Below are 20,955 nucleotides of genomic sequence, written 5' to 3'. Positions count from 1 at the left end.
GCGGATTTAGCCCTTCAGGGGCGATACAACCTGAGAGCCAACCCTGAAAGGTTCGGTCGAACGGGTCACCACCGCCAGGCTGAAATACTCATAAGGGCGGATCACGATAACTTCACCAATAAGGATATCTTGCAAGCGACCGTCCGGCGAGGAAGGGAAAGCGGAATGCAATAGCAGCGGGCTATCGGGGTCACTGTACTCATAGTGCCCCCGGCCACCGGCATAGCCAGCTCCTTTGCGGATGATATTGAGTACATGCCCCGCCTTGAGGCCGTCCAGGTGGCCTTGGTTTAGGACAACCACATCGTGGGTGGCGACATAAGCCATTCCCCCCATGTTAGCAACCACCAGCCCTTCGGCGGTATCCGGGGAAGGGGAAGGGGAAAAGCTCATCCCTCCTTCGGGTTTGGGCAGCGGGGCAGGCAGCAGCACATCATTGGGCTTGATCTCCCGGTAGGCATCAGTCAGCACTACTGCACTGGACTTGCTGCTAGCACTGACGACTTCACCCCGGCCAACCTCTTTCAAACTGGCGATACTAACCTTTTCCCCTGACGCCAGCTTCCGCTCCAGTGCCGGAGCCGGCCGGTAGATCCCCCATCGGTCACCGACTTCCAGCGGCGTGTCGACCCAAACGGTCTCTCCCCTGGCGATATACCCCTGTGCCAGGCTGTCACCAATCACATGGGGCAAGTTATCCAGCTCCCGTTCAGCCAACAGCTTGTCTTCAGACAAATAGGGCATCAGTAATTCGGCTGGCAGGGTCGTCACCGGCTTTGGCGTCACTTTGACCTTCGGCGACAGGTGGCGAAGCGGTTTGCGCGACAGCCGAGGCTGGCCATCGACAAAGTGCAAATAAAGCTGGTCACCGGGGTAAATCCAGTGGGGGTTTGCCACCGTGCTGCGGTTGTTCTGCCATAGCTCTGGCCAACGCCATGGGCTGGCAAGGTAATACGCAGAGATATCCCAGAGGGTATCCCCTTTCTTGACGGTATACACGGCAGGCGCGCCTTCTTTCACACTGAGCGTGGAGGCTTTGGCATGCACTGCCACCAAAGGGCTGGCGGCAACCAGCCACAATCCCCACCCCAGCACCTTCTTCCACTGCTTCATTGTCCCCCCACTACAGCTTAATCGGCTTAAATTGTCAGGCTGTCACTGACCTAGCACAGTGTCCAGCGCGCCGTGCCAGTTCACCCGGAGTTTTCGGCAGGCTTCACTTTTTTGAGCGCCATTGCTGCAATTTATTCAGCAATGGCGCACGGCAAGCCACCATACGCCATGCAACGGGGTACTATTATTTGCCCTCTAAAATGACTAGAATTAGAACAATTCAATGATCCCAGTTATCAGTACTGTCTTTCAAAAAGAGTGTCTATGTCTGTATTGCAAGTATTAACATTCCCTGACGAGCGCCTGCGCACCGTTGCCAAGCCTGTTGAAGCCGTGACCCCAGAGATCCAGAAGTTTGTCGATGACATGCTGGAGACCATGTACGACGAAGAGGGCATTGGCCTGGCAGCAACCCAGGTGGACTTCCACCAGCGCATCGTGGTGATCGACCTGTCGGAAGAGCGCAATGAGCCAATGGTACTGATCAACCCAGAAATTATCGAAAAGCGCGGTGAAGACGGCATCGAAGAAGGCTGCCTGTCGGTACCGGGTGCCCGTGCCCTTGTATCTCGTGCCGCGGAAGTGACCGTCAAGGCACTGAACCGTGACGGCGAAGAATTCACGTTTGAAGCTGACGACCTTCTGGCTATCTGCGTCCAGCACGAGCTTGACCACCTAGAAGGCAAGCTGTTTGTCGACTACCTGTCGCCACTGAAACGCAAGCGTATCCAGGACAAGCTGGCCAAAATCAAGCGCTTCAACGAAAAACACGCGAACAACGCCTAATTCGCCAACCTAATTTTAAGGACGCTACCTTGAGCAAACCTTTGAAAATTGTTTTTGCAGGTACTCCGGATTTCGCCGCCCGTCATCTGGCGGCGTTGTTGTCTTCGGAGCATGAAGTCATTGCGGTTTACACCCAGCCGGACCGCCCAGCAGGCCGCGGCAAAAAGCTGACAGCCAGCCCGGTAAAGAACATCGCGCTCGAGCACGATATCCCGGTTTACCAACCAGAAAACTTCAAGTCGGACGAAGCCAAGCTGCAACTCGTTGACCTGGATGCCGACATCATGGTTGTTGTCGCTTACGGCCTGCTGCTGCCGCAAGCGGTACTGGACACCCCGAAGCTAGGCTGTATCAATGTCCACGGCTCTATCCTGCCACGCTGGCGTGGTGCCGCACCGATCCAACGCTCAATCTGGGCGGGTGATGCCGAAACAGGCGTGACTATCATGCAAATGGATATCGGCCTAGATACCGGTGATATGCTGAAGATTGCCACCTTGCCGATTGAGCCTAGCGATACCAGCGCATCGATGTACGAAAAACTGGCCGAGCTGGGCCCTGTGGCTTTGGTCGACTGCCTGGCTGATATTGCCGAAGGCAAAGCGGTACCGGAAAAGCAGGACGATGCACAAGCCAACTACGCCAAGAAGCTGAGCAAAGAAGAAGCCTGTATTAACTGGGCTGACGATGCTGAGCACATCGAGCGCTGCATCCGCGCCTTCAACCCGTGGCCGATGAGCTATTTCGTGGTCGCCGAGCAGAACGTCAAAGTCTGGCAGGCCAGTGTTGAAGCCGATAACCAAGGCAAAGCACCGGGAACGGTGCTGGCTGCCGACAAGCAGGGGATCCTGGTCGCTACCGGCCAAGGGGCTCTTCGCCTGACCGAGCTCCAGCCGCCAGGCAAAAAAGCGATGAAGGCACAAGATTTGCTGAACTCGCGCCGCGAGTGGTTCGAACCCGGCACGGTACTGTAACCTCCCAAGGGCCAGTGCTTGCACTGGCCTTACTTTTTTCAACCTGCTGCCACGGCAATAAAGTACTGGCAGTAGGTCAACACACCAGGAAATCTGCATGAACGTAAGAGCTGCAGCAGCCAAGGTTATCTATCAAGTGGTTGATCAGGGCCAGTCTCTTTCTACCGCGCTGCCGGCTGCCCAACAAGATATCAAAGAGCGTGACCATGCGCTGCTCCAGGAGATCTGCTACGGTGTCCTGCGCTGGCTGCCACGCCTTGAGTCGATTACCCAGCAACTGATGGACAAGCCGCTCAAAGGCAAACAGCGTGTCTTCCACCACCTTATTCTGGTTGGACTGTACCAGCTGGGTTACATGCGTATCCCGGCCCATGCCGCAGTGGCCGAGACGGTCAATGCCACCAAGAACCTGAAAAAGCCGCAGCTGCGTGGCCTGATCAATGCCATTTTGCGTAATTACCAGCGCCAGCAGGAAAGCCTCGACCAGCAAGCGACCAGCCATGATGCCGGTCGTTACGGCCACCCAGGCTGGTTGCTCAAGCTGCTAAAAGCCAGCTACCCGGAGCAACTAGATAGCATCACCACCGCCAACAATACCAAGGCGCCGATGTGGCTGCGGGTCAACCGCCGGCACCACACCCGCGATGCCTACCGTGCCCTGCTGGATGAGGCAGGTATTGGAACAGACATCCACCCAGAAGCCCCGGATGCCCTCAAGCTCCATGCGCCATGCGATGTCAGCAAGCTGCCGGGCTTTGCCGATGGCTGGGTGTCTGTGCAAGATGCTGCTGCCCAGCTGTCAGTGGAATACCTCCAGCCACAGGCCGGCGAGCTGATCCTCGATTGCTGTGCTGCACCGGGTGGTAAAACTGCCCATATCATGGAGCGCCAGCCGGATACCGAAGTGGTTGCAATCGACTGTGACGACAACCGCCTCAAGCGCGTGCATGACAACCTGCAGCGCCTAAACCTGACAGCCCAGGTGCTGTGTGCCGATGCGCGCTACCCGGATCAATGGTGGCAGGGCGAGCAGTTCGACCGCATTTTGCTGGATGCGCCGTGTTCGGCCACCGGTGTGATCCGCCGCCACCCGGACATCAAGTGGCTGCGCCGCGCCGATGACATCGAAGCCCTGGCCCAGTTGCAGTCTGAAATCGTCGATGCGATGTGGCAGCAGCTCAAGCCGGGCGGCACCTTGGTCTATGCGACATGCTCAATCACCCCGCAGGAAAACAGCGAGCAGGTGAAAGCGTTCCTGGCACGCACGGCAGGTGCCGAGCTAATCGGCAGTGACCGCGAGCAACCCGGCCGCCAGATATTACCTGGCGAACAGGATATGGACGGCTTCTACTATGCCGTGATGCGCAAAGCGAGCTAACAAACCAACAACGGAACTTGATTATCAAGTTCCGTTTTTTTGTTCACGCTTCTGGGGTTTAAATGGGGATTTCAGCCGGTTCGCTTTCTATCGCTGAAAACTAAGTTATTCTAAATGAGCAGAGTTCTGCATGACCCTTATCCCGAAGCGTAGTAACCTACAACGATTCTATTAATCAGGCATATGCTATGAAAATTATCATTCTCGGAGCCGGACAGGTCGGCGGTACCCTTGCCGAAAACCTAGTTGGCGAGAACAACGATATTACTATCGTCGATAAGGACCCAGAGCGCCTGCGCGAGCTGCAAGATAAGTATGATCTGCGTGTCGTGCAGGGCTTTGCCAGCCATCCCCGCACCCTGCGCGAAGCCGGGGCCCAGGATGCCGACATGCTGGTATCGGTCACCAACTCCGATGAAACCAATATGATCGCCTGCCAGATCGCCTTTACCCTGTTCAACACCCCGAACCGGGTAGCACGTATCCGCTCGCCGGAATACCTCAAGGAAAAAGAGCAGCTGTTCCAGTCTGACGCGGTGCCGGTCGATCACCTGATCGCCCCGGAAGAGCTAGTGACCGGTTATATCGAACGCCTGATCGAATACCCGGGAGCCTTGCAGGTCGTTGGCTTTGCCGAAGACAAAGTCGGTTTGGTTGCCGTCAAAGCTTATTATGGTGGCCCGCTAGTCGGTAACGCCCTGTCCGCACTGCGCGAGCATATGCCCCATGTCGACACCCGGGTAGCGGCGATATTCCGCCAGGGCCGGCCGATCCGGCCGCGCGGCACCACCATTATCGAAGCCGATGACGAAGTTTTCTTCGTGGCAGCAAGCAACCATATCCGCTCGGTGATGAGTGAGCTACAGCGCCTCGAGAAACCGTATAAGCGACTGATGATTGTCGGTGGCGGCAACATTGGTGCTGGCCTCGCCCGCCGCTTGGAGCAAAACTACAGTGTCAAGCTGATCGAACGCAATCCCGAGCGTGCCGAGAACCTGTCAGAGATGCTGGAAAACACCATCGTATTCTGCGGTGACGCCTCTGACCAAGAGCTGCTGAGCGAAGAGCACATCGAGCAAATCGACGTGTTCATTGCCGTGACCAACGATGACGAAGCCAATATCATGTCTGCCATGCTGGCCAAACGCATGGGCGCCAAGAAAGTCATGGTACTGATCCAGCGCGGCGCCTACGTCGACCTGGTCCAGGGCGGTACCATTGATATTGCAATTTCGCCCCAGCAAGCCACTATTTCGGCGCTGCTGACCCACGTGCGCAAGGCCGATATCGTCAACGTATCTTCACTGCGCCGCGGCGCTGCCGAAGCCATCGAGGCGATTGCCCACGGTGACTCGAGTACTTCCAAGGTGGTCGGCAAGGCGGTGGGTGACATCAAGCTGCCGCCGGGCACCACGATCGGCGCGGTTGTCCGCGGCGAAGAAGTGCTTATCGCCCATGACCGTACCGTGATCGAGCAAAACGACCACGTGGTAATGTTCCTGGTGGATAAGAAATACATCCCAGACGTCGAACGCCTGTTCCAACCTAGCCCGTTCTTCCTGTAGCAGCCACCATGGTTAACTTTCGTCCCATTCTGTTCGTGATAGGGCTGGTCTTATCCAAGATCGCCCTGTTCATGTACGTCCCGACCCTGGTGGCATTCGCCACCGGGACCGAGGGCTTTATTGACTTCGCCACTGCCGTCATCATCACCCATGTTGTGGCCTTCCTGTGTCTGACATTCGGCCGCACCAGCGAGTTCAAGCTCGGGGTGCGTGATATGTTTATGATCACCACCTTGGTGTGGACCATCGCCAGTGCCTTTGCGGCCCTGCCGTTTGTCTTTATCAACCATATCAGCTTCACCGATGCCTACTTCGAGACCATGTCGGGGATCACCACCACCGGCTCGACGGTACTCAGTGGCCTGGATGACATGGCACCGAGTATCTTGCTGTGGCGTTCCACCCTGCAGTGGCTGGGCGGGATCGGCTTTATCGTGATGGGGGTAGCTATCTTGCCGATGCTCAATGTCGGCGGTATGCGGCTGTTCCAGACTGAATCCTCCGACTGGTCGGATAAAAGCTCACCACGGACCAAGAGCGTGGCCAAGAACATCGTCAATGTCTACCTCAGCCTGACCGGGCTGTGTTTCCTCGGCTACCTGCTGACGGGCATGAACACCTTCGATGCCATCAACCATGCCTTTACCACGCTATCGACCGGGGGCTACTCGACCTCGGACGGCTCGATGAACCACTTCTCCAACAGTGCCCACTGGGTGGCGATTGTGTTCATGTTTGCCGGCGGCCTGCCGTTCCTGCTGTTCGTCCAGGCCCTGCGCAAGCGCGAGGCACGCACCCTGCTGAGCGATGCCCAGGTGAGGGGCTTCACCATACTGGTGTTCACCGCCGGGCTCGCTGTCGCGCTGTGGTTGACCTGGCAGCTGGACTACCGCTTTATCGACGCCTTTAGGGTCTCGCTGTTCAACATTATCTCGGTGGTGACCACCACTGGCTTCGGACTCGATGACTTCACTGCCTGGGGGCCTTTCCCGACGATCATCTTTGCCTTCATCATGCTGGTTGGTGGCTGCTCGGGCTCAACCGCCGGGGGGATCAAGATCTTCCGTTTCCAGGTCGCTTTCGCCCTACTGCGCAAGCAGATGATGCAGCTGATCCACCCGTCAGGTGTATTCATCCAGCGCTATAACGGCCGCCCGGTCACCGACGGTATCGTCCGCTCGGTCGTTGCCTTTGCCCTGACCTTTGTCCTGACCATCGTGGTAGTGGCCGCCGTGCTAGGCATGCAGGGGCTGGATGCCGTCACCAGCATTACCGGTGCCGTCACCGCCGTGGCCAACGTCGGCCCAGGCATGGGCGAGGTGATTGGTCCAACAGGCAACTTTGCCACCTTGCCTGACCTGGCCAAATGGACCCTGAGCTTCGGTATGCTGATGGGAAGGCTGGAAATCCTCACGGTGCTGGTGGTGTTCTTCCCAGCGTTTTGGCGCAACTAGCCCGCCATAGCGCTAAGGCAGAAACCAAAAGAGAGCCAACCGGCTCTCTTTTTTATTGGGGCGAACGAGGACTTATAGCGGCATCATACCGGCTTGACGTAGAAATAGATCGCCAGGAAATGCAACACGGTACCGCCCAGCACGAACAGGTGCCAAATGGCGTGGTTATAAGGGATCCGCTTGTTGACGTAGAACACCACCCCGATAGAGTAAACTATCCCGCCCGCAGCCAGAAGTACCAGGCCACCGGTCGCCAAGGCCATCGCCAGAGGGTACACCGCAATCAGAGACAACCACCCCATAGCCAGATAGGTCGCCAGTGACAAGCGCTTGAAGCGGTAGACAAAGGCAATCTTCAGTACAATGCCGGTCAGGGCAATAGCCCAGATCACAGCCATCAAGGTGATGGCCAGCGGGGTACGCAAGCTGATCAGCAAAAATGGGGTGTAGGTGCCAGCAATCAACAGGTATATCGCACAATGGTCAAAGGTCTTCAGCGCCCGCTTGGCCCGCTCGTACGGGATGGCATGGTAAAGGGTCGATGCCAGGTAGAGCAGGATCATACTGGCGCCATAGATGCTCAGGCTGGTAATACTCAGGGCATCGGCACCGGCATTGACCGCCTGTACCAGCAGCAGTACCAAGCCTATGATACCAAATACCATACCGAGCCCGTGGCTGATGCTGTTTGCCACTTCTTCCGTTACCGAATATCCCGACCCGGTCGCCAACTGCTTTGCCATTGCTGCCATCCCCAATATAGAGTTAATACTCGAAGCAATAGCAGTATGGCACATTTAGCTTACAGGTGTAAGCTGAAATGGGTGATTTTTACTTGCCGCGTTTATTTCACGGCCAGGAGCCCAACCCTAGCCGGGTTAGGTTGCTTGATCTAAAAACGCCAGCACCCGCTCACCGGCTTGCTGCGGGTGCAGGCTGGCAGGGATCTCACAAAAGCGCTTGAGCTCGCCGCGGCCCAGCAGGCCCGATAGCATGCCACTGAACCCACGCTGGCGACGGTCAATCTCGAACCACATCTGCAAACCCGACTCATCGCGGTAGGCAACTACCTCCAGTTCACGCCAGCGGCCATGGTAGGGCCCGGACACAGGCACAAATTCGAATTCCTGGACAAATGGCAGTGCAAACCCCTTGGCGGCCTCGCATTCCACCTGGCGCAGCCGCAATCCAGCCAGCTCCAATGCCGAAAATACACCGTCCAGCAGGGGATCAGGCCTGACGGTCAGCAAGTCTTTGTCCTTGGCATCAAAGGCCTGCGGCATATCAAGGTGGGTTTCGAGCCAAACGTGGGAATCACCGATGGTGATCGGGGTATTGAAGGGCAGGTCCAGGCTCACCTCAAAGTGGCGCTCTTCATTGGCACCGATCACAAACGAGTAGGGCAGTGACCACTCAGCCAAGCGGCAGGTTTGGGTGACTTTTTCCTTGCGGTGCTGGCTGTCCCCACGGCTGGTTTCCATTTCGTCTTCGTAGCGGCAGCACAGGAACAGGTAGATATTGTCAATTTGCTGCTCCACCTTGCCGCCATGGATCTGTACATCGACTGCCAGGGGATCGCCCGGAATCAATACCCCCTGTGGCAATACGGTGTCAACTCGGGCCGAGCCAATACCAAGGCTGGCCAAGCTTTTGCGGAATAATGACATCAGAGCATCTCCTTTGCTGCATATGCACGGCCACATGGCCAAATGCGCATATTCAATATGAAATGATAGTTATATTGCAGTGAACACTGTGTCGCTGCAAGGGGAGACTAGGCGATCTGGTGCACAAACAAAAAAACGAAGCCTTAGCTTCGTTTTTCTCGGTTTAGCGCAACAATTCGATAGTGGCCTGCCTGGCCGCCTCCGGGTCACGGGCCATGATACCGTCGACCACCTTCTGGTGCAGCTCCAGCTTGAGCAGCTTCTCCCGGGTGATCACCCTAAAATAGCTTTCGAAGACGGCTTTGAACAAGTTACCGAACGGGCTGATGAAGTGGTTGCCCGAGGCAAAGTAGATCAGCTGGTGGTAGCGGGTATCGACCTCCACCCAGCGCTCTTTATCAAAATGCTCGCCAAGCGCATGCATTTCTGCCATCAAGCGGCACAGCTCTTCGCGATCAGAATCATTGGCATTGATGGCGGTCAGGGCAGCAGCTTCGGGCTCAAGCGATATCCTTACCCGCTGGAACTCGGTGACCAGCCCCTCATGCTGTTCGAAGTTGAGCCAGGCCAGTAAATCCTGGTCGAGGTAATTCCAGTTCCGCTTCGGCAGTACCCGGGTGCCGATTCGCGGACGGGGCAGAACCATCCCCTTCGCCGCCAGCATCTTGATCGCTTCACGGATCGCCGTCCGGCTCACTCCATACATCTCGCCCAGTTCGACTTCACCCGGCAAGATATCGCCCGGTGCCGTTTCGCCGCGCAAGATCTGTTGGCCGATTGATTCTGCCAGTTTATACGACAGGTTGCGGCTGGTAACCCGTCGCTGCTGATCGTGATCCATTTACTCCCTCCAGAGGCTGTTGTTATTGCCCTGCCTTGCTTGTCTGGCAGGCCAGGCGCTTATTGCCAGCAAGGCTGCATTAGACCACAAAGCGGCACCAGATAAACGGCTTATCTTCACAGATGAAGAGGCGGGTAGCATTTCGCTTGCAAGCACACTTAAAAAACGAGAGGTAAACACCACACGCATGGTCAAATATTACTCGACTTAATCATAGGTTGTTGCTATTCTCGCCGCGGAAATTAAACACTATTTTATTCCCGCAGAGGAACGGCCCAGCCAACAATGCAGATGCGGAAATATTGTATTCACTCTGGCCACGGAAGCGCCTGACCAATAGGTAAATCATGCGCCCAGCCTCGTTCGTCAGGTACAGCACACCTCGCAGCCCATCGCGCCTGCGCAGTACCTCGCACGCCCCAACGCTAAAAAGCAAAACAACCAAAGCCGCAGTTCAATCCCTGCCTGTAACCCCAGCCCCGCAACCGGCTGACGTTACCAACCGCAGCGAAAAAGCCGCGTAGCACCAGCAAGTGTTCAGGGCAGCCTCCGGGCTGCCCTTTTATTTCCCCCTACCTATTTGTATCCGTGCCCGCTTTGTTATAACGTTACCCACAATAAAAATATGACTATAAATTTAACCTGCCTTTACCAAGTGGAGTTGTTATGAAGACCCATCGCGTCAATGAAATGATCGAGCTTATTCACCCAGAATGGCTCAAGGAGCCAGATATGAACCTGGTTCAGTTCTTGCTGAAACTGGCAGAAGAAGCCAAGTTCGAAGGCAAGCTGGAAGACCTGACCGACGATGTCCTGATTTACCACCTGAAGATGCGCAACAGCGAGAAGCAGGAGATGATCCCTGGTATCGCCAAAGACTGCGAGGACGATTTCAAGACCGCTATCCTGCGCGCCCGCGGAATCATCAAGTAATCAAGATGCTGGGCTGTTAGGCCCGGCATAATACCCCTTCCACCTTTTTCATTCCCGTCAGCCACTTAATACCTGTCACCTCACACTCTCGGGCATCTGTTGCCTAAATTATGACCTTGCTAGCGTACTCCGCCTCGTGGCTGGGATATACTCTGCCGGTAACATTTTTTTACCAATTAGATTACAACGCACCGGCCGGCGATGTACTGGCTGCGCGCTGCCTGTGAAGCAGCATCCAAGGAAAGTAATGTCATGACCCAAGAGAAAATCAAAATCAAGGATGTCACCCCGCCAGGTACCAACCCCAAGGCCCACAAGGGGCAAGCGGATCGGTTCAACCCCGGCAACCGGATTTATGTCCGGGCAGCCAAAGGAGTATACCAGCAACTAAGGCGCCGAATGGGATGGCTGCTGATGCTGCTGTTTATGGGCCTGCCATGGATCCCCTACGGCGACCGCCAGGCGATCCTGCTCGATATCGGCCAGCAGCAGTTCAACTTTTTCGGCACCACCCTCTGGCCGCAGGATCTCACCTTGCTGGCGACCCTGTTTATGATCGCGGCCTTTGCCTTGTTTTTCGTCACCACCTTCCTCGGCCGGGTATGGTGCGGCTACTTCTGCCCGCAGACCGTCTGGACCTTCATTTATATCTGGTTCGAAGAGAAACTCGAGGGGCCAGCGAACAAACGCCGCAAGCAGGACAGCCTCAAGCCCAGTGCCAAGCTCATTGGCCGCAAAGCCCTCAAGCACATAGCCTGGCTTGCCGTCGCACTTGCCACCGGCCTGACTTTTGTTGGGTACTTCCTGCCGATCAAATCCCTGGTGGTCGACTTCTTTACCTTCGGTGCCAGTTTCTGGGCCGGCTTCTGGGTGTTGTTCTTTACCGGCTGCACCTACGCCAATGCTGGCTGGATGCGCTCGATCGTCTGTATCCACATGTGCCCTTATGCCCGCTTCCAGTCGGCAATGTTCGACAAAGACACCTATATCGTCGGCTATGATGTGGCCCGCGGCGAAGCCCGAGGCCCAAGGCCGCGCAAGAAAGATCCCAAAGCCCTAGGCCTCGGTGACTGCATCGACTGCAACCTGTGCGTGCAGGTGTGCCCGACCGGCATCGATATCCGTGACGGCCTGCAGTACGAATGCATCAACTGCGGCGCCTGTGTCGACGCCTGTGACGAGACCATGACACGCATGGGCTATGACAAGCGCCTGATCAGCTATACCACCGAGCACAAACTGGAAGGCCACCGCACCCATATCATGCGGCCTAAGCTGATTGGCTATGGCGGCGTGATGGTGGCGATGGTTGGCCTGTTTTTCTACCTGCTCGCTTCGGTGCAGCCGATGGGGCTGGATGTGATCCGCGACCGCAGCCAGCTGTTCCGGGTAAATAACGAGGGCCTGGTGGAAAATACCTATACCCTCAAAGTGCTCAACAAAACCCAGCAAGATACCCGCTACTCCCTGGCCGTCAGCGGTATCGAGGAGATCGAATGGTACGGCCCGCAGCAAATCAATGTCGAGGCCGGGGAGATCTTTACCCTGCCAGTCAGCCTCGGGGTCGACCCGTACCTGCTGCAGGGGAATATTGCCGATATCACCTTTACCCTGACGCGGGAGGGTGACGGCCATCAAGTCCAGACCGAAAGTCGGTTTATCGGTGAGCTTCGCTAGTCCACCGCCACCCAAGCCAGTGAAAAATAATGTAAAGAGAGGGCCATGAAAGGCCCTTTCTTATTATGATGTTATAATTGCGTACATTCTGTACCTAGTGGAAAGTCACGATGACACAACAACACGGCTTCAACTTTGCCGATCTCAACCCAGACCTACTGCTGGATGCCCTCGATAGCATCGGCATCCGGGCTGAATCCGGCCTGCTACCGCTCAACAGCTATGAGAACCGGGTTTACCAGTTTGTCGCCGAGGACGGTGCCCGCTATGTCACCAAATTCTACCGCCCCCAGCGCTGGAGCGACGAACAGATAGGCGAAGAGCACCAGTTCACGCTGGAATTGGCCGAGCAGGAAATCCCCGTTGCCGCCCCAATCGAAATTGCAGGCCGCACCCTGCACCCGTTCCAAAACCACCGCCTGGCCTTGTTCCCGAGTGTGGGAGGGCGCCAGTTCGAGGTCGATAATTTTGACCAGCTGGAATGGGTTGGCCGCTTCCTAGGCCGGATCCACCAGGTAGGCCAGCGCACCGCCTTTGCGCACCGCCCGACTATCGGCCTGGAAGAATACCTCTACCAGCCCCGTCAGGTGCTAGAGCAGTCAGCGATGATCCCCGATCACCTCAAGCATGCTTTTTTTGCCGACCTCGATACCCTGATCCGCGAACTCGAGCAGCAATGGCACTGCGACTGGCAGTCTATCCGCCTGCATGGCGACTGCCACCCGGGTAATATCCTATGGCGTGATGGCCCGTTGTTCGTCGACTTGGACGATGCCCGCAACGGCCCGGCAGTCCAAGACCTGTGGATGTTGCTCAACGGTGAGCGCCACGACCAGCTGGCCCAGCTCGACACCATTTTGGAAGCTTACAGCGAGTTTGCCGATTTCGATCAAAAACAGTTGCAACTGATCGAGCCTTTGCGCGGTCTTAGGATGGTACATTACATGGCTTGGCTGGCCCGTCGTTGGGAAGATCCTGCTTTCCCGCAGGCATTTCCTTGGTTTGCCGATGCCAAATACTGGGAAGGCCAAGTGTTGGCATTCAAGGAGCAGCTGGCAGCCCTGCAGGAGCCGCCATTGCAACTGATGCCGCAATGGTAATAATACTAATCACAACAACAGGGAAATAACCTCGTTATTTCAGACCTTTGCTTTAAGGGAGTAAATTGATCCATGTTTAAGAAAATCCTAGCTTTTGCCAGCGTTGCGCTGCTATCGCTGTCGGTACAGGCGGCGAAGTTTACCGAGGGGGAGTACTACAAGGTGCTTGAGCTGCCTAAATCCAGCAGCCCGGTAGTGATCGAGTACTTCTCGTTCTACTGCCCGCACTGCAACAGCTTCGAGCCAATCATCCAGCAGCTGAAGAAGAACCTGCCGGACAACGCCAAGCTGCAGAAAAACCACGTGTCATTCATGGGCGGCAACATGGGCAAGTCCATGAGCAAAGCCTACGCGACCTCGGTGGTATTGGGTGTCGAAGACAAGATGACACCGGTGCTGTTTGCCCGCGTGCATGACATGCAGAAACCGCCGCGCAACGACAACGAGCTGCGCCAGATGTTCCTTGACGAGGGGGTTAGCGCAGAAGACTTCGACGGCGCCTTCAACAGCTTTGCCGTGAACTCGATGGTCAACCGCTTCAACAAAGCGTTCCAGGACAGCGGCCTGACTGGCGTACCTGCGATTATCGTCAACAACAAGTACCTGGTTGAGGCCGGCAAGGTCAAATCCGTTGATGAGTACTTCGAGCTAGTCAACTACCTGCTGACCAAGTAATCCCGCTCAGCACATGCAACCCAAGACAAAAAGGCCCGGCGGGCCTTTTTTGTTTTATCTTCCCCCAACAACAGCCCCCCGTTACACAGCTTGTGCAGTCAGCTGGCGCAACAACCTGTCCATTGCCCGGTAGCCCAGCGCTTCGGCAAGGTGCTTACGCTCAATCACCTCACTGCCCGCCAGATCGGCAATCGTCCGCGCCACCTTGATGATCCGGTGGTAAGCCCGGATAGACAGGCCAAGCTGGTGCAGCGCTGTTTCGAGAAATTCCGCATCTGGCCTATCGAGCTTACAGTACGAGTCCAGCTCACGTGTACCCAGCAGAGCATTTACCCGGCCGCTGCGCTCCACCATGGCCTGCCGGGCTACCAAGACCCGCTGCCTTACTACCTCACTCGGTTCACCGCGATCCCCCCCGTCTGCCAGTGTCCCGCGGGGCAGAGCCGGGATTTCAATCGACATGTCAAAGCGGTCCAGCAGCGGGCCCGACAAGCGGTTGAGGTAACGCAGTATTGCCTGGGGGTTGGTCCGCGACTGGCTGCCTTCGTAAAAGCCGGTCGGGCTCGGGTTCAAGGCACCTATCAGCTGGAAGCGAGCCGGGAAAGTGGTCTTGCTGGTAGCACGGGAGATCACTATCTCACCGGATTCAAGCGGCTCGCGCAACGAGTCTAGGACCTTACGTTCGAACTCCGGCATCTCGTCCAGGAACAAAATACCGTTATGGGCCAGGGAGATTTCACCGGGGCGGGGCACCGACCCGCCACCGACCAAGGCTGCCATAGAGCTGGAGTGGTGGGGGGTACGGAAAGGGCGCTGGCGCCAGTTTCCCTCGTGGATATGCTGCTGGGTCAGCGAGGCCACTGCCGCGGTTTCCATCGCCTCCCCGACAGACATCGGCGGCAGCAAATCACACAGCCGCGATGCCAGCATGGTCTTGCCGGTGCCAGGCGGCCCCAAGAACAATAAGTTATGGCCGCCTGCCGCGGCAATTTCCAACGCCCGCTTGCCTTGCTGCTGGCCGATGATGTCCTGCATATCACGTTCAGGCTTACTGTCATCAACCGTCTCGGCGTCCTCTGATTGCGCCAATGCCAGCTCGCCCTGCCCATGCAGGTAACTGCAAACTGCCAGCAGGCTCGGTGCCGACTTATGCTTGTCCCTGCCCACCAAAGCCACTTGGTCGCCATTGCCATCGGGCACTACCAGACACCGCATTGCCTGCCCGGCCGCCAAGGCGGCAGGCAATGCCCCCTTCACCGGGCGCAAATCCCCCGACAACGCCAATTCCCCTAAAAATTCATAACTATGCAGCTTATTTGCGGGTATCTGCTCTGAAGCAGCCAGAACCCCAAGGGCAATTGGTAAATCAAACCGGCCCCCCTCCTTGGGTAGGTCAGCCGGTGCCAAGTTAACCGTGATGCGCCGTGACGGAAATTCAAACCCGGCATTGACGATGGCACTTCGGACCCTGTCCTTGGCCTCCTTGACACTGGTTTCCGGCAGGCCGACAAGCTGGAACGCCGGCATGCCATTGCTGATATGCACCTCGACAGTGACGATCGGCGCTTCCACCCCAACACTGGCGCGGCTATGGATAATAGCAAGGTTCATCTGTACTCATCCTGCTGTTATTTCAATCAAAAAAGTTAAAACTTTTCACCTAATAAGTTTCACCAATAGCCTATTTATGCAGCCGGATTGCAAAATAATTTTGATTTTTTTCTTGTCATGCGAGCGATGTCTGTGTTACCACTAGTTCAACACAATGTCTTAACAAGAAAAACCGGACAGACAGTCAATGCAATTTATGACCAACGCCCTCCTACTCATTATCAACGTCATCGTGGTGCTTATTTCACTACGAGGGGGTCGGGCAGGCGTAAATTAGCTGACAAGCATAACAAACGCAGAGAAGCCCCCTAAGCCAACAGGCCAGGGGGCTTTTTTTTGGACTATTTAACGATACTTGCTGGTTAAACAAACAAATCAATCAGCATGTCGCAGGCAAGGAAACAGGGGAGAGCAGCGATGACGGGAGCAGAGTTAGTCGTAGCGGCGCTGCAGAAGCAGGGGATCAAAACGGTATTTGGCTATCCAGGTGGTGCCATCATGCCGATCTACGATGCCCTTTACGACGGTGGTGTTGAGCATATCCTATGCCGCCACGAACAAGGGGCAGCCATGGCCGCAATCGGCATGGCGAGAGCCACCCAGGATGTTGCCGTATGCATGGCAACGTCAGGCCCGGGCGCCACCAATTTGATGACAGGGCTGGCCGATGCCTTCCTCGACTCAGTGCCTATTGTTGCGATTACAGGGCAAGTCGCCAGCTCGCACATCGGCACCGATGCCTTCCAGGAAATGGATGTGATCGGCATGTCTTTGGCCTGTGCCAAGCACAGCTACCTGGTGACGGATATCGATGAGCTGATCCCGACCCTTGCCGAGGCATTCGAAGTGGCCAAGGCCGGCCGCCCGGGGCCTGTCGTGGTAGATATCGCCAAAGATGTCCAGCTTGCCCTCGCGCCTGAGGGCGATCTGACTCCGATTACCCCTCCGGCTATCCCTGTGGTTACCAGTGAACAGATAGCGACCGCCCAGCAGGTTCTCTCCGCTAGCCAGCGCCCAGTATTGTATGTTGGCGGTGGTGTCCAGCTGGCCCATGCGACCGACACGGTTCGTACTTTCCTTGCCATGAACCCGATGCCATCAGTCAGTACCCTCAAGGGCCTGGGCACTATTGAGCGCCACGACCCGCACTACCTTGGTATGCTAGGGATGCACGGCACCAAAACCGCCAACCTGGTGGTACAGGAGTGTGACCTGCTGATCGTCGTCGGAGCCCGCTTCGATGATAGGGTAACCGGCAAGCTGGATACCTTCGCGCCGCATGCCAAGGTGATCCATATCGATATCGATGCTGCCGAGTTCAACAAACTGCGCCATGCCCATGCCCCGCTGCGCGGTGATATCAACGTCATCCTGCCGCAGCTGGAGCTAAGCCAGGATATCAGCGACTGGGTTGACTACACCGCTAGCCTGCGCCAGCAGAACAAGTGGCGCTACGACCACCCGGGCGATCTGATCTATGCCCCGCTGCTGATGAAACAGCTATCCGACATGATGCCGGACTCCTCGATGGTCTCGACCGATGTCGGCCAGCACCAGATGTGGGCAGCCCAGCATATCCAGCCGCGCCAGCCGCAGAACTACATCACCTCGGCAGGACTTGGCACCATGGGCTTTGGTCTTCCGGCAGCGATGGGTGCCAAGGTGGCACGCCCGGATGACGAGTCCATCCTGATCACCGGCGACGGCTCGTTCATGATGAATATCCAGGAGCTGGGTACCCTCAAGCGCCGCCAGATCCCGGTCAAGATGGTCCTGATCAACAACCAGCGCCTCGGTATGGTCCGCCAGTGGCAGTCTCTTTTCTTTGATGGCCGCCACAGCGAAACCATCCTTGATGACAACCCGGACTTCGTGATGCTGGCCAAGGCCTTCGATATCCCGGGCAAAACCATCACCCGTAAAGAAGAAGTAGAGCCGGCATTGAAAGAAATGATGGCAAGCAAAACCGCTTACCTGCTCAATGTATTGATCTCGGAAGAAGACAATGTATGGCCCCTCGTACCACCTGGCGCGGCAAATCAAGATATGCTGGAGAATACTTAATGGACAGATATTTACTCGACATCAAAGCGGATGATAAGCCAGTATTACTAGAGCGGATCCTGCGCGTTATCCGCCACCGTGGTTTTGTGATAAAACAAGTGAATGCAACCCAAAACCACGAAAGCAAAATTGCCAGTATCGAAATCCTTGTCGACAGCGACCGCCCAATAACGACGCTGATCAACCAAATCGAAAAACTCTGGGATATTCGTACCGTAGAAACCACACTCGTAGCTAACCGAGATTAGATTTTAAGGAAGGAACAAACATGGCCAACACAGCGGATTTTATTTGGTTCAACGGTGAAATGATGCCTTGGGGCGATGCCAAGGTGCACGTGCTAACGCATGCCATGCACTACGGTACCTCGGTTTTCGAAGGTATCCGCTGCTACAACACCCCGAAAGGCCCGGCGGTCTTCCGTCACAAAGAGCACATGGATCGCCTGAAGAACTCAGCCAAAATCTACCGCTTCCCGATCCCGTATAGCTCAGACGAGCTAATGGAAGTCTGCCGTGAAACCCTAAGGGTCAACAAGCTAGAGTCTGCCTATATCCGCCCGCTCGCTTATGTCGGCAATGTTGGCCTGGGTGTCTGCCCGCCGGTAGACACCGAAATGGATGTCATGGTCGCCGCTTTTCCTTGGGGCTCATACCTTGGCGAAGAAGCGCTGGAGAACGGTGTCGATGCCATGATTTCGAGCTGGAACCGTGCCGCCCCGAACACCATCCCAACCGCAGCCAAGGCCGGAGGCAACTACCTGTCATCACTACTCGTCGGTGGTGAAGCCCGCCGCCACGGCTATGCCGAAGGTATCGCTCTGAGCGTTGACGGCTACCTGTCTGAAGGTGCGGGTGAAAACCTATTTGTCATCCGCAACGGCATCTTGTCTACACCACCAGCAACCAGTGCCATCCTGCCGGGCATCACCCGCGATACCATTATGATCCTGGCCAAAGAGCGTGGTTATGAAGTCCGCGAGGAAAACATTGCCCGCGAAGCCCTGTACCTGGCCGACGAGATCTTCATGACTGGTACTGCTGCAGAGATCGTTCCGGTCCGCAGTGTTGACCAGATCACCGTAGGCGAAGGCAAGCGCGGCCCGGTAACCAAGGTGCTGCAGGAAGCCTACTTCGGCCTGTTCAACGGCACTACTGAAGACAAATGGGGTTGGCTTGACTACGTTTACCCTGCCGACAAGTAACCACTGACTCAGCGGCCGGTGCCCATACCGCACCGGCCATGCAATACAGCAAAAGGATTTTTCGTTATGCCCAAGTACCGTTCCGCCACCACCACCCACGGCCGCAATATGGCTGGTGCCCGTGCCCTATGGCGCGCCACTGGCGTAAAAGATGAAGATTTCGGCAAACCGATCATTGCGGTGGTGAACTCGTTCACCCAATTTGTTCCGGGCCATGTCCACCTCAAGGATCTCGGCCAGTTAGTCGCGAGGGAAATTGAAGCGGCGGGCGGTATCGCCAAAGAATTCAATACCATTGCCGTTGACGATGGTATTGCGATGGGCCACGGCGGCATGCTCTACTCGCTGCCGTCGCGCGAGCTGATCGCCGACTCGGTCGAGTACATGGTCAATGCCCACTGTGCCGATGCCATGGTATGCATTTCGAACTGCGACAAGATCACCCCTGGAATGCTGATGGCCTCGATGCGCCTCAATATCCCGGTGATCTTTGTCTCCGGCGGCCCGATGGAAGCCGGCAAGACCAAGCTGTCGGATCAGATCCTCAAGCTGGATCTGGTCGATGCCATGATCCAGGGTGCCGATCCAAACGTCTCCGATGAGCAGAGCGAGCAGATCGAGCGCTCGGCCTGCCCGACCTGCGGCTCCTGCTCGGGTATGTTCACCGCCAACTCGATGAACTGCCTGACCGAAGCCCTAGGCCTGAGCCAACCGGGCAACGGTTCTATGCTGGCGACCCACGCCGACCGCGAGCAGCTGTTTATCAATGCTGGCAAGCGCATTGTCGATCTGACCAAGCGTTACTACGAGCAGGACGATGAAAGTGCATTGCCACGAAATATTGCGACCAAGCAAGCGTTCGAAAACGCCATGGCGCTAGATATCGCTATGGGCGGCTCAACCAATACCGTCCTCCACCTGCTCGCTGCGGCGCAGGAAGGCGAGGTTGACTTCACCATGGAAGACATCGACCGTATGTCTCGCCAGGTACCGCACCTGTGCAAGGTGGCGCCGTCGACCCAGAAATACCACATGGAAGATGTCCACCGCGCGGGTGGGGTATACAGTATTCTTGCCGAGCTGGATCGCGCGAATCTATTCCACAATGATTGCTACAACATTTTGGGTGAGCAATTCTCACAAAGCTTCAAGCACTACGATATCGTTCAAACCCAGTCTGAAGAGGTGAAATCATTCTTCCGCGCCGGCCCTGCCGGGATCCGTACTACCCAGGCGTTCTCGCAAGACTGCCGCTGGGACACCCTGGACGATGACCGTGAAAACGGCTGTATCCGTAGCAAGGAGCATGCCTTCAGCCAAGACGGCGGCCTGGCGGTGCTCTCCGGCAACATGGCACTGGATGGCTGTATCGTCAAAACGGCAGGTGTCGATGAAAGCTGCCTGACCTTTACCGGCCCAGCTGTGGTATTCGAAAGCCAGGAAACAGCCGTCGAAGGTATTTTGGGCGGCAAGGTCAAAGCCGGCGATGTGGTAGTGATCCGCTACGAAGGCCCGAAAGGCGGCCCGGGTATGCAGGAAATGCTTTACCCAACGACGTACCTGAAGTCCATGGGGCTTGGCAAAGAATGCGCCTTGATCACCGATGGCCGCTTCTCTGGCGGCACCAGCGGCCTGTCGATTGGCCATGTCTCACCAGAAGCCGCCAATGGCGGTACTATCGGCCTGATCCAGGACGGCGATACCATTGCGATAGATATCCCGAACCGCAGCATTGACCTGCAAGTTAATGAAGCAACACTGGCCAGCCGCCGTGGGCAGGCCGACCAGCGCGGATGGAAACCGTTGGATCGCCAGCGCGAAGTGTCCTTTGCCCTGCGTGCCTATGCCAACCTAGCCACCAGTGCCGACAAAGGTGCGGTTCGCGATAAATCAAAACTAGAAGGATAACGCAT

General features: G+C 56.4%; 19 protein-coding genes. 14 read left to right on the top strand and 5 right to left on the bottom strand.

Annotation, left to right across the window (positions count from 1 at the left end; genetic code table 11):
- Positions 1-6: 6 nt before the first annotated feature.
- Positions 7-1,113, bottom strand: a complete 1,107-nt coding sequence (locus tag ACXAGQ_RS07715; RefSeq protein WP_475253006.1) for a LysM peptidoglycan-binding domain-containing protein — start codon at positions 1,111-1,113, stop codon at positions 7-9.
- A 264-nt stretch (positions 1,114-1,377) separates the two neighbouring features.
- Between ACXAGQ_RS07715 and def the strand changes: the two genes are divergently transcribed.
- The 5 genes from def (at position 1,378) to ACXAGQ_RS07690 (ending at position 7,270) form a co-directional block, all read left to right on the top strand.
- Positions 1,378-1,899 (top strand): peptide deformylase, encoded by a 522-nt coding sequence (gene def / locus ACXAGQ_RS07710; RefSeq protein WP_475253004.1) that lies wholly within the window; start codon positions 1,378-1,380, stop codon positions 1,897-1,899.
- 29 nt (positions 1,900-1,928) lie between these two features.
- Complete coding sequence (fmt, locus tag ACXAGQ_RS07705; protein WP_475253002.1) at positions 1,929-2,873, top strand: methionyl-tRNA formyltransferase; 945 nt, start codon at positions 1,929-1,931, stop codon at positions 2,871-2,873.
- 97 nt (positions 2,874-2,970) lie between these two features.
- Positions 2,971-4,251, top strand: coding sequence for a 16S rRNA (cytosine(967)-C(5))-methyltransferase RsmB (gene rsmB / locus ACXAGQ_RS07700; RefSeq protein ID WP_475253000.1), 1,281 nt, complete (start codon positions 2,971-2,973; stop codon positions 4,249-4,251).
- 188 nt (positions 4,252-4,439) lie between these two features.
- Positions 4,440-5,816, top strand: a complete 1,377-nt coding sequence (gene trkA / locus ACXAGQ_RS07695) for a Trk system potassium transporter TrkA (protein WP_475252998.1) — start codon at positions 4,440-4,442, stop codon at positions 5,814-5,816.
- A gap of 8 nt (positions 5,817-5,824) precedes the next feature.
- Positions 5,825-7,270 carry a TrkH family potassium uptake protein gene (locus tag ACXAGQ_RS07690; protein ID WP_475252996.1) on the top strand — a complete coding sequence of 482 codons (1,446 nt, stop codon included), beginning with the start codon at positions 5,825-5,827 and terminating at the stop codon, positions 7,268-7,270.
- A gap of 83 nt (positions 7,271-7,353) precedes the next feature.
- Here the strand turns inward: ACXAGQ_RS07690 and trhA are convergent, their stop codons facing one another.
- From trhA to ACXAGQ_RS07675, 3 genes are all read right to left on the bottom strand, one after another.
- A complete protein-coding gene (gene trhA / locus ACXAGQ_RS07685; RefSeq protein ID WP_475252994.1) occupies positions 7,354-8,013 on the bottom strand; it encodes a PAQR family membrane homeostasis protein TrhA in 660 nt (219 codons plus the stop codon).
- A gap of 135 nt (positions 8,014-8,148) precedes the next feature.
- Positions 8,149-8,937, bottom strand: coding sequence for a sporulation protein (locus ACXAGQ_RS07680; RefSeq protein ID WP_475252992.1), 789 nt, complete (start codon positions 8,935-8,937; stop codon positions 8,149-8,151).
- Positions 8,938-9,100: 163 nt separating this feature from the next.
- Positions 9,101-9,778: a FadR/GntR family transcriptional regulator gene (locus ACXAGQ_RS07675; protein WP_475252990.1), complete on the bottom strand. Its 678-nt coding sequence runs from the start codon at positions 9,776-9,778 to the stop codon at positions 9,101-9,103.
- 347 nt (positions 9,779-10,125) lie between these two features.
- Between ACXAGQ_RS07675 and ACXAGQ_RS07670 the strand changes: the two genes are divergently transcribed.
- The 5 genes from ACXAGQ_RS07670 (at position 10,126) to ACXAGQ_RS07650 (ending at position 14,163) form a co-directional block, all read left to right on the top strand.
- Positions 10,126-10,302: a hypothetical protein gene (locus ACXAGQ_RS07670; protein WP_475252988.1), complete on the top strand. Its 177-nt coding sequence runs from the start codon at positions 10,126-10,128 to the stop codon at positions 10,300-10,302.
- Positions 10,303-10,444: 142 nt separating this feature from the next.
- Positions 10,445-10,711 carry a YihD family protein gene (locus tag ACXAGQ_RS07665; RefSeq protein WP_475242984.1) on the top strand — a complete coding sequence of 89 codons (267 nt, stop codon included), beginning with the start codon at positions 10,445-10,447 and terminating at the stop codon, positions 10,709-10,711.
- Positions 10,712-10,963: 252 nt separating this feature from the next.
- On the top strand, positions 10,964-12,388 hold the full coding sequence (gene ccoG, locus ACXAGQ_RS07660) for a cytochrome c oxidase accessory protein CcoG (protein WP_475252986.1): 1,425 nt from the start codon (positions 10,964-10,966) through the stop codon (positions 12,386-12,388).
- Between the two features lie 110 nt (positions 12,389-12,498).
- Positions 12,499-13,488, top strand: a complete 990-nt coding sequence (locus tag ACXAGQ_RS07655) for a serine/threonine protein kinase (RefSeq protein ID WP_475252984.1) — start codon at positions 12,499-12,501, stop codon at positions 13,486-13,488.
- 72 nt (positions 13,489-13,560) lie between these two features.
- A complete protein-coding gene (locus ACXAGQ_RS07650) occupies positions 13,561-14,163 on the top strand; it encodes a DsbA family protein (RefSeq protein WP_475252982.1) in 603 nt (200 codons plus the stop codon).
- A gap of 81 nt (positions 14,164-14,244) precedes the next feature.
- Here ACXAGQ_RS07650 and ACXAGQ_RS07645 read toward each other — a convergent pair whose 3' ends face one another.
- Entirely contained in the window at positions 14,245-15,774 is a 1,530-nt protein-coding gene (locus ACXAGQ_RS07645; protein ID WP_475252981.1) for a YifB family Mg chelatase-like AAA ATPase, read from the bottom strand.
- Positions 15,775-16,191: 417 nt separating this feature from the next.
- On the opposite strand from ACXAGQ_RS07645, the gene ilvG reads away from it, so the two are divergent.
- The 4 genes from ilvG (at position 16,192) to ilvD (ending at position 20,950) form a co-directional block, all read left to right on the top strand.
- A complete protein-coding gene (ilvG, locus tag ACXAGQ_RS07640) occupies positions 16,192-17,838 on the top strand; it encodes an acetolactate synthase 2 catalytic subunit (protein WP_475252979.1) in 1,647 nt (548 codons plus the stop codon).
- Positions 17,838-18,086: an acetolactate synthase 2 small subunit gene (ilvM, locus tag ACXAGQ_RS07635; protein ID WP_039468244.1), complete on the top strand. Its 249-nt coding sequence runs from the start codon at positions 17,838-17,840 to the stop codon at positions 18,084-18,086. Before ilvG ends, ilvM begins: the two co-directional genes overlap by 1 nt.
- 20 nt (positions 18,087-18,106) lie before the next feature.
- Positions 18,107-19,042 carry a branched-chain-amino-acid transaminase gene (gene ilvE / locus ACXAGQ_RS07630; protein ID WP_475252977.1) on the top strand — a complete coding sequence of 312 codons (936 nt, stop codon included), beginning with the start codon at positions 18,107-18,109 and terminating at the stop codon, positions 19,040-19,042.
- Positions 19,043-19,108: 66 nt separating this feature from the next.
- Positions 19,109-20,950: a dihydroxy-acid dehydratase gene (gene ilvD, locus ACXAGQ_RS07625; RefSeq protein WP_475252975.1), complete on the top strand. Its 1,842-nt coding sequence runs from the start codon at positions 19,109-19,111 to the stop codon at positions 20,948-20,950.
- Positions 20,951-20,955 lie beyond the last annotated feature (5 nt).

The sequence above is a fragment of the Photobacterium sp. ABD4_091 genome (genome assembly GCF_056160145.1).
Note: the sequence above shows the minus strand (reverse complement) of the source record. Positions and strands in the feature narration are given on the sequence as shown.

Excerpts from the sequence above, each read along its gene's own strand:
- ACXAGQ_RS07715 (WP_475253006.1), bottom strand. The coding sequence starts at position 1,113 with ATGAAGCAGTGGAAGAAGGTGCTGGGGTGGGGATTGTGGCTGGTTGCC.
- def (WP_475253004.1), top strand. The coding sequence starts at position 1,378 with ATGTCTGTATTGCAAGTATTAACATTCCCTGACGAGCGCCTGCGCACC.
- rsmB (WP_475253000.1), top strand. The coding sequence starts at position 2,971 with ATGAACGTAAGAGCTGCAGCAGCCAAGGTTATCTATCAAGTGGTTGAT.
- trkA (WP_475252998.1), top strand. The coding sequence starts at position 4,440 with ATGAAAATTATCATTCTCGGAGCCGGACAGGTCGGCGGTACCCTTGCC.
- ACXAGQ_RS07690 (WP_475252996.1), top strand. The coding sequence starts at position 5,825 with ATGGTTAACTTTCGTCCCATTCTGTTCGTGATAGGGCTGGTCTTATCC.
- trhA (WP_475252994.1), bottom strand. The coding sequence starts at position 8,013 with ATGGCAAAGCAGTTGGCGACCGGGTCGGGATATTCGGTAACGGAAGAA.
- ACXAGQ_RS07680 (WP_475252992.1), bottom strand. The coding sequence starts at position 8,937 with ATGTCATTATTCCGCAAAAGCTTGGCCAGCCTTGGTATTGGCTCGGCC.
- ACXAGQ_RS07675 (WP_475252990.1), bottom strand. The coding sequence starts at position 9,778 with ATGGATCACGATCAGCAGCGACGGGTTACCAGCCGCAACCTGTCGTAT.
- ACXAGQ_RS07670 (WP_475252988.1), top strand. The coding sequence starts at position 10,126 with ATGCGCCCAGCCTCGTTCGTCAGGTACAGCACACCTCGCAGCCCATCG.
- ACXAGQ_RS07665 (WP_475242984.1), top strand. The coding sequence starts at position 10,445 with ATGAAGACCCATCGCGTCAATGAAATGATCGAGCTTATTCACCCAGAA.
- ccoG (WP_475252986.1), top strand. The coding sequence starts at position 10,964 with ATGACCCAAGAGAAAATCAAAATCAAGGATGTCACCCCGCCAGGTACC.
- ACXAGQ_RS07655 (WP_475252984.1), top strand. The coding sequence starts at position 12,499 with ATGACACAACAACACGGCTTCAACTTTGCCGATCTCAACCCAGACCTA.
- ACXAGQ_RS07650 (WP_475252982.1), top strand. The coding sequence starts at position 13,561 with ATGTTTAAGAAAATCCTAGCTTTTGCCAGCGTTGCGCTGCTATCGCTG.
- ACXAGQ_RS07645 (WP_475252981.1), bottom strand. The coding sequence starts at position 15,774 with ATGAACCTTGCTATTATCCATAGCCGCGCCAGTGTTGGGGTGGAAGCG.
- ilvG (WP_475252979.1), top strand. The coding sequence starts at position 16,192 with ATGACGGGAGCAGAGTTAGTCGTAGCGGCGCTGCAGAAGCAGGGGATC.
- ilvM (WP_039468244.1), top strand. The coding sequence starts at position 17,838 with ATGGACAGATATTTACTCGACATCAAAGCGGATGATAAGCCAGTATTA.
- ilvE (WP_475252977.1), top strand. The coding sequence starts at position 18,107 with ATGGCCAACACAGCGGATTTTATTTGGTTCAACGGTGAAATGATGCCT.
- ilvD (WP_475252975.1), top strand. The coding sequence starts at position 19,109 with ATGCCCAAGTACCGTTCCGCCACCACCACCCACGGCCGCAATATGGCT.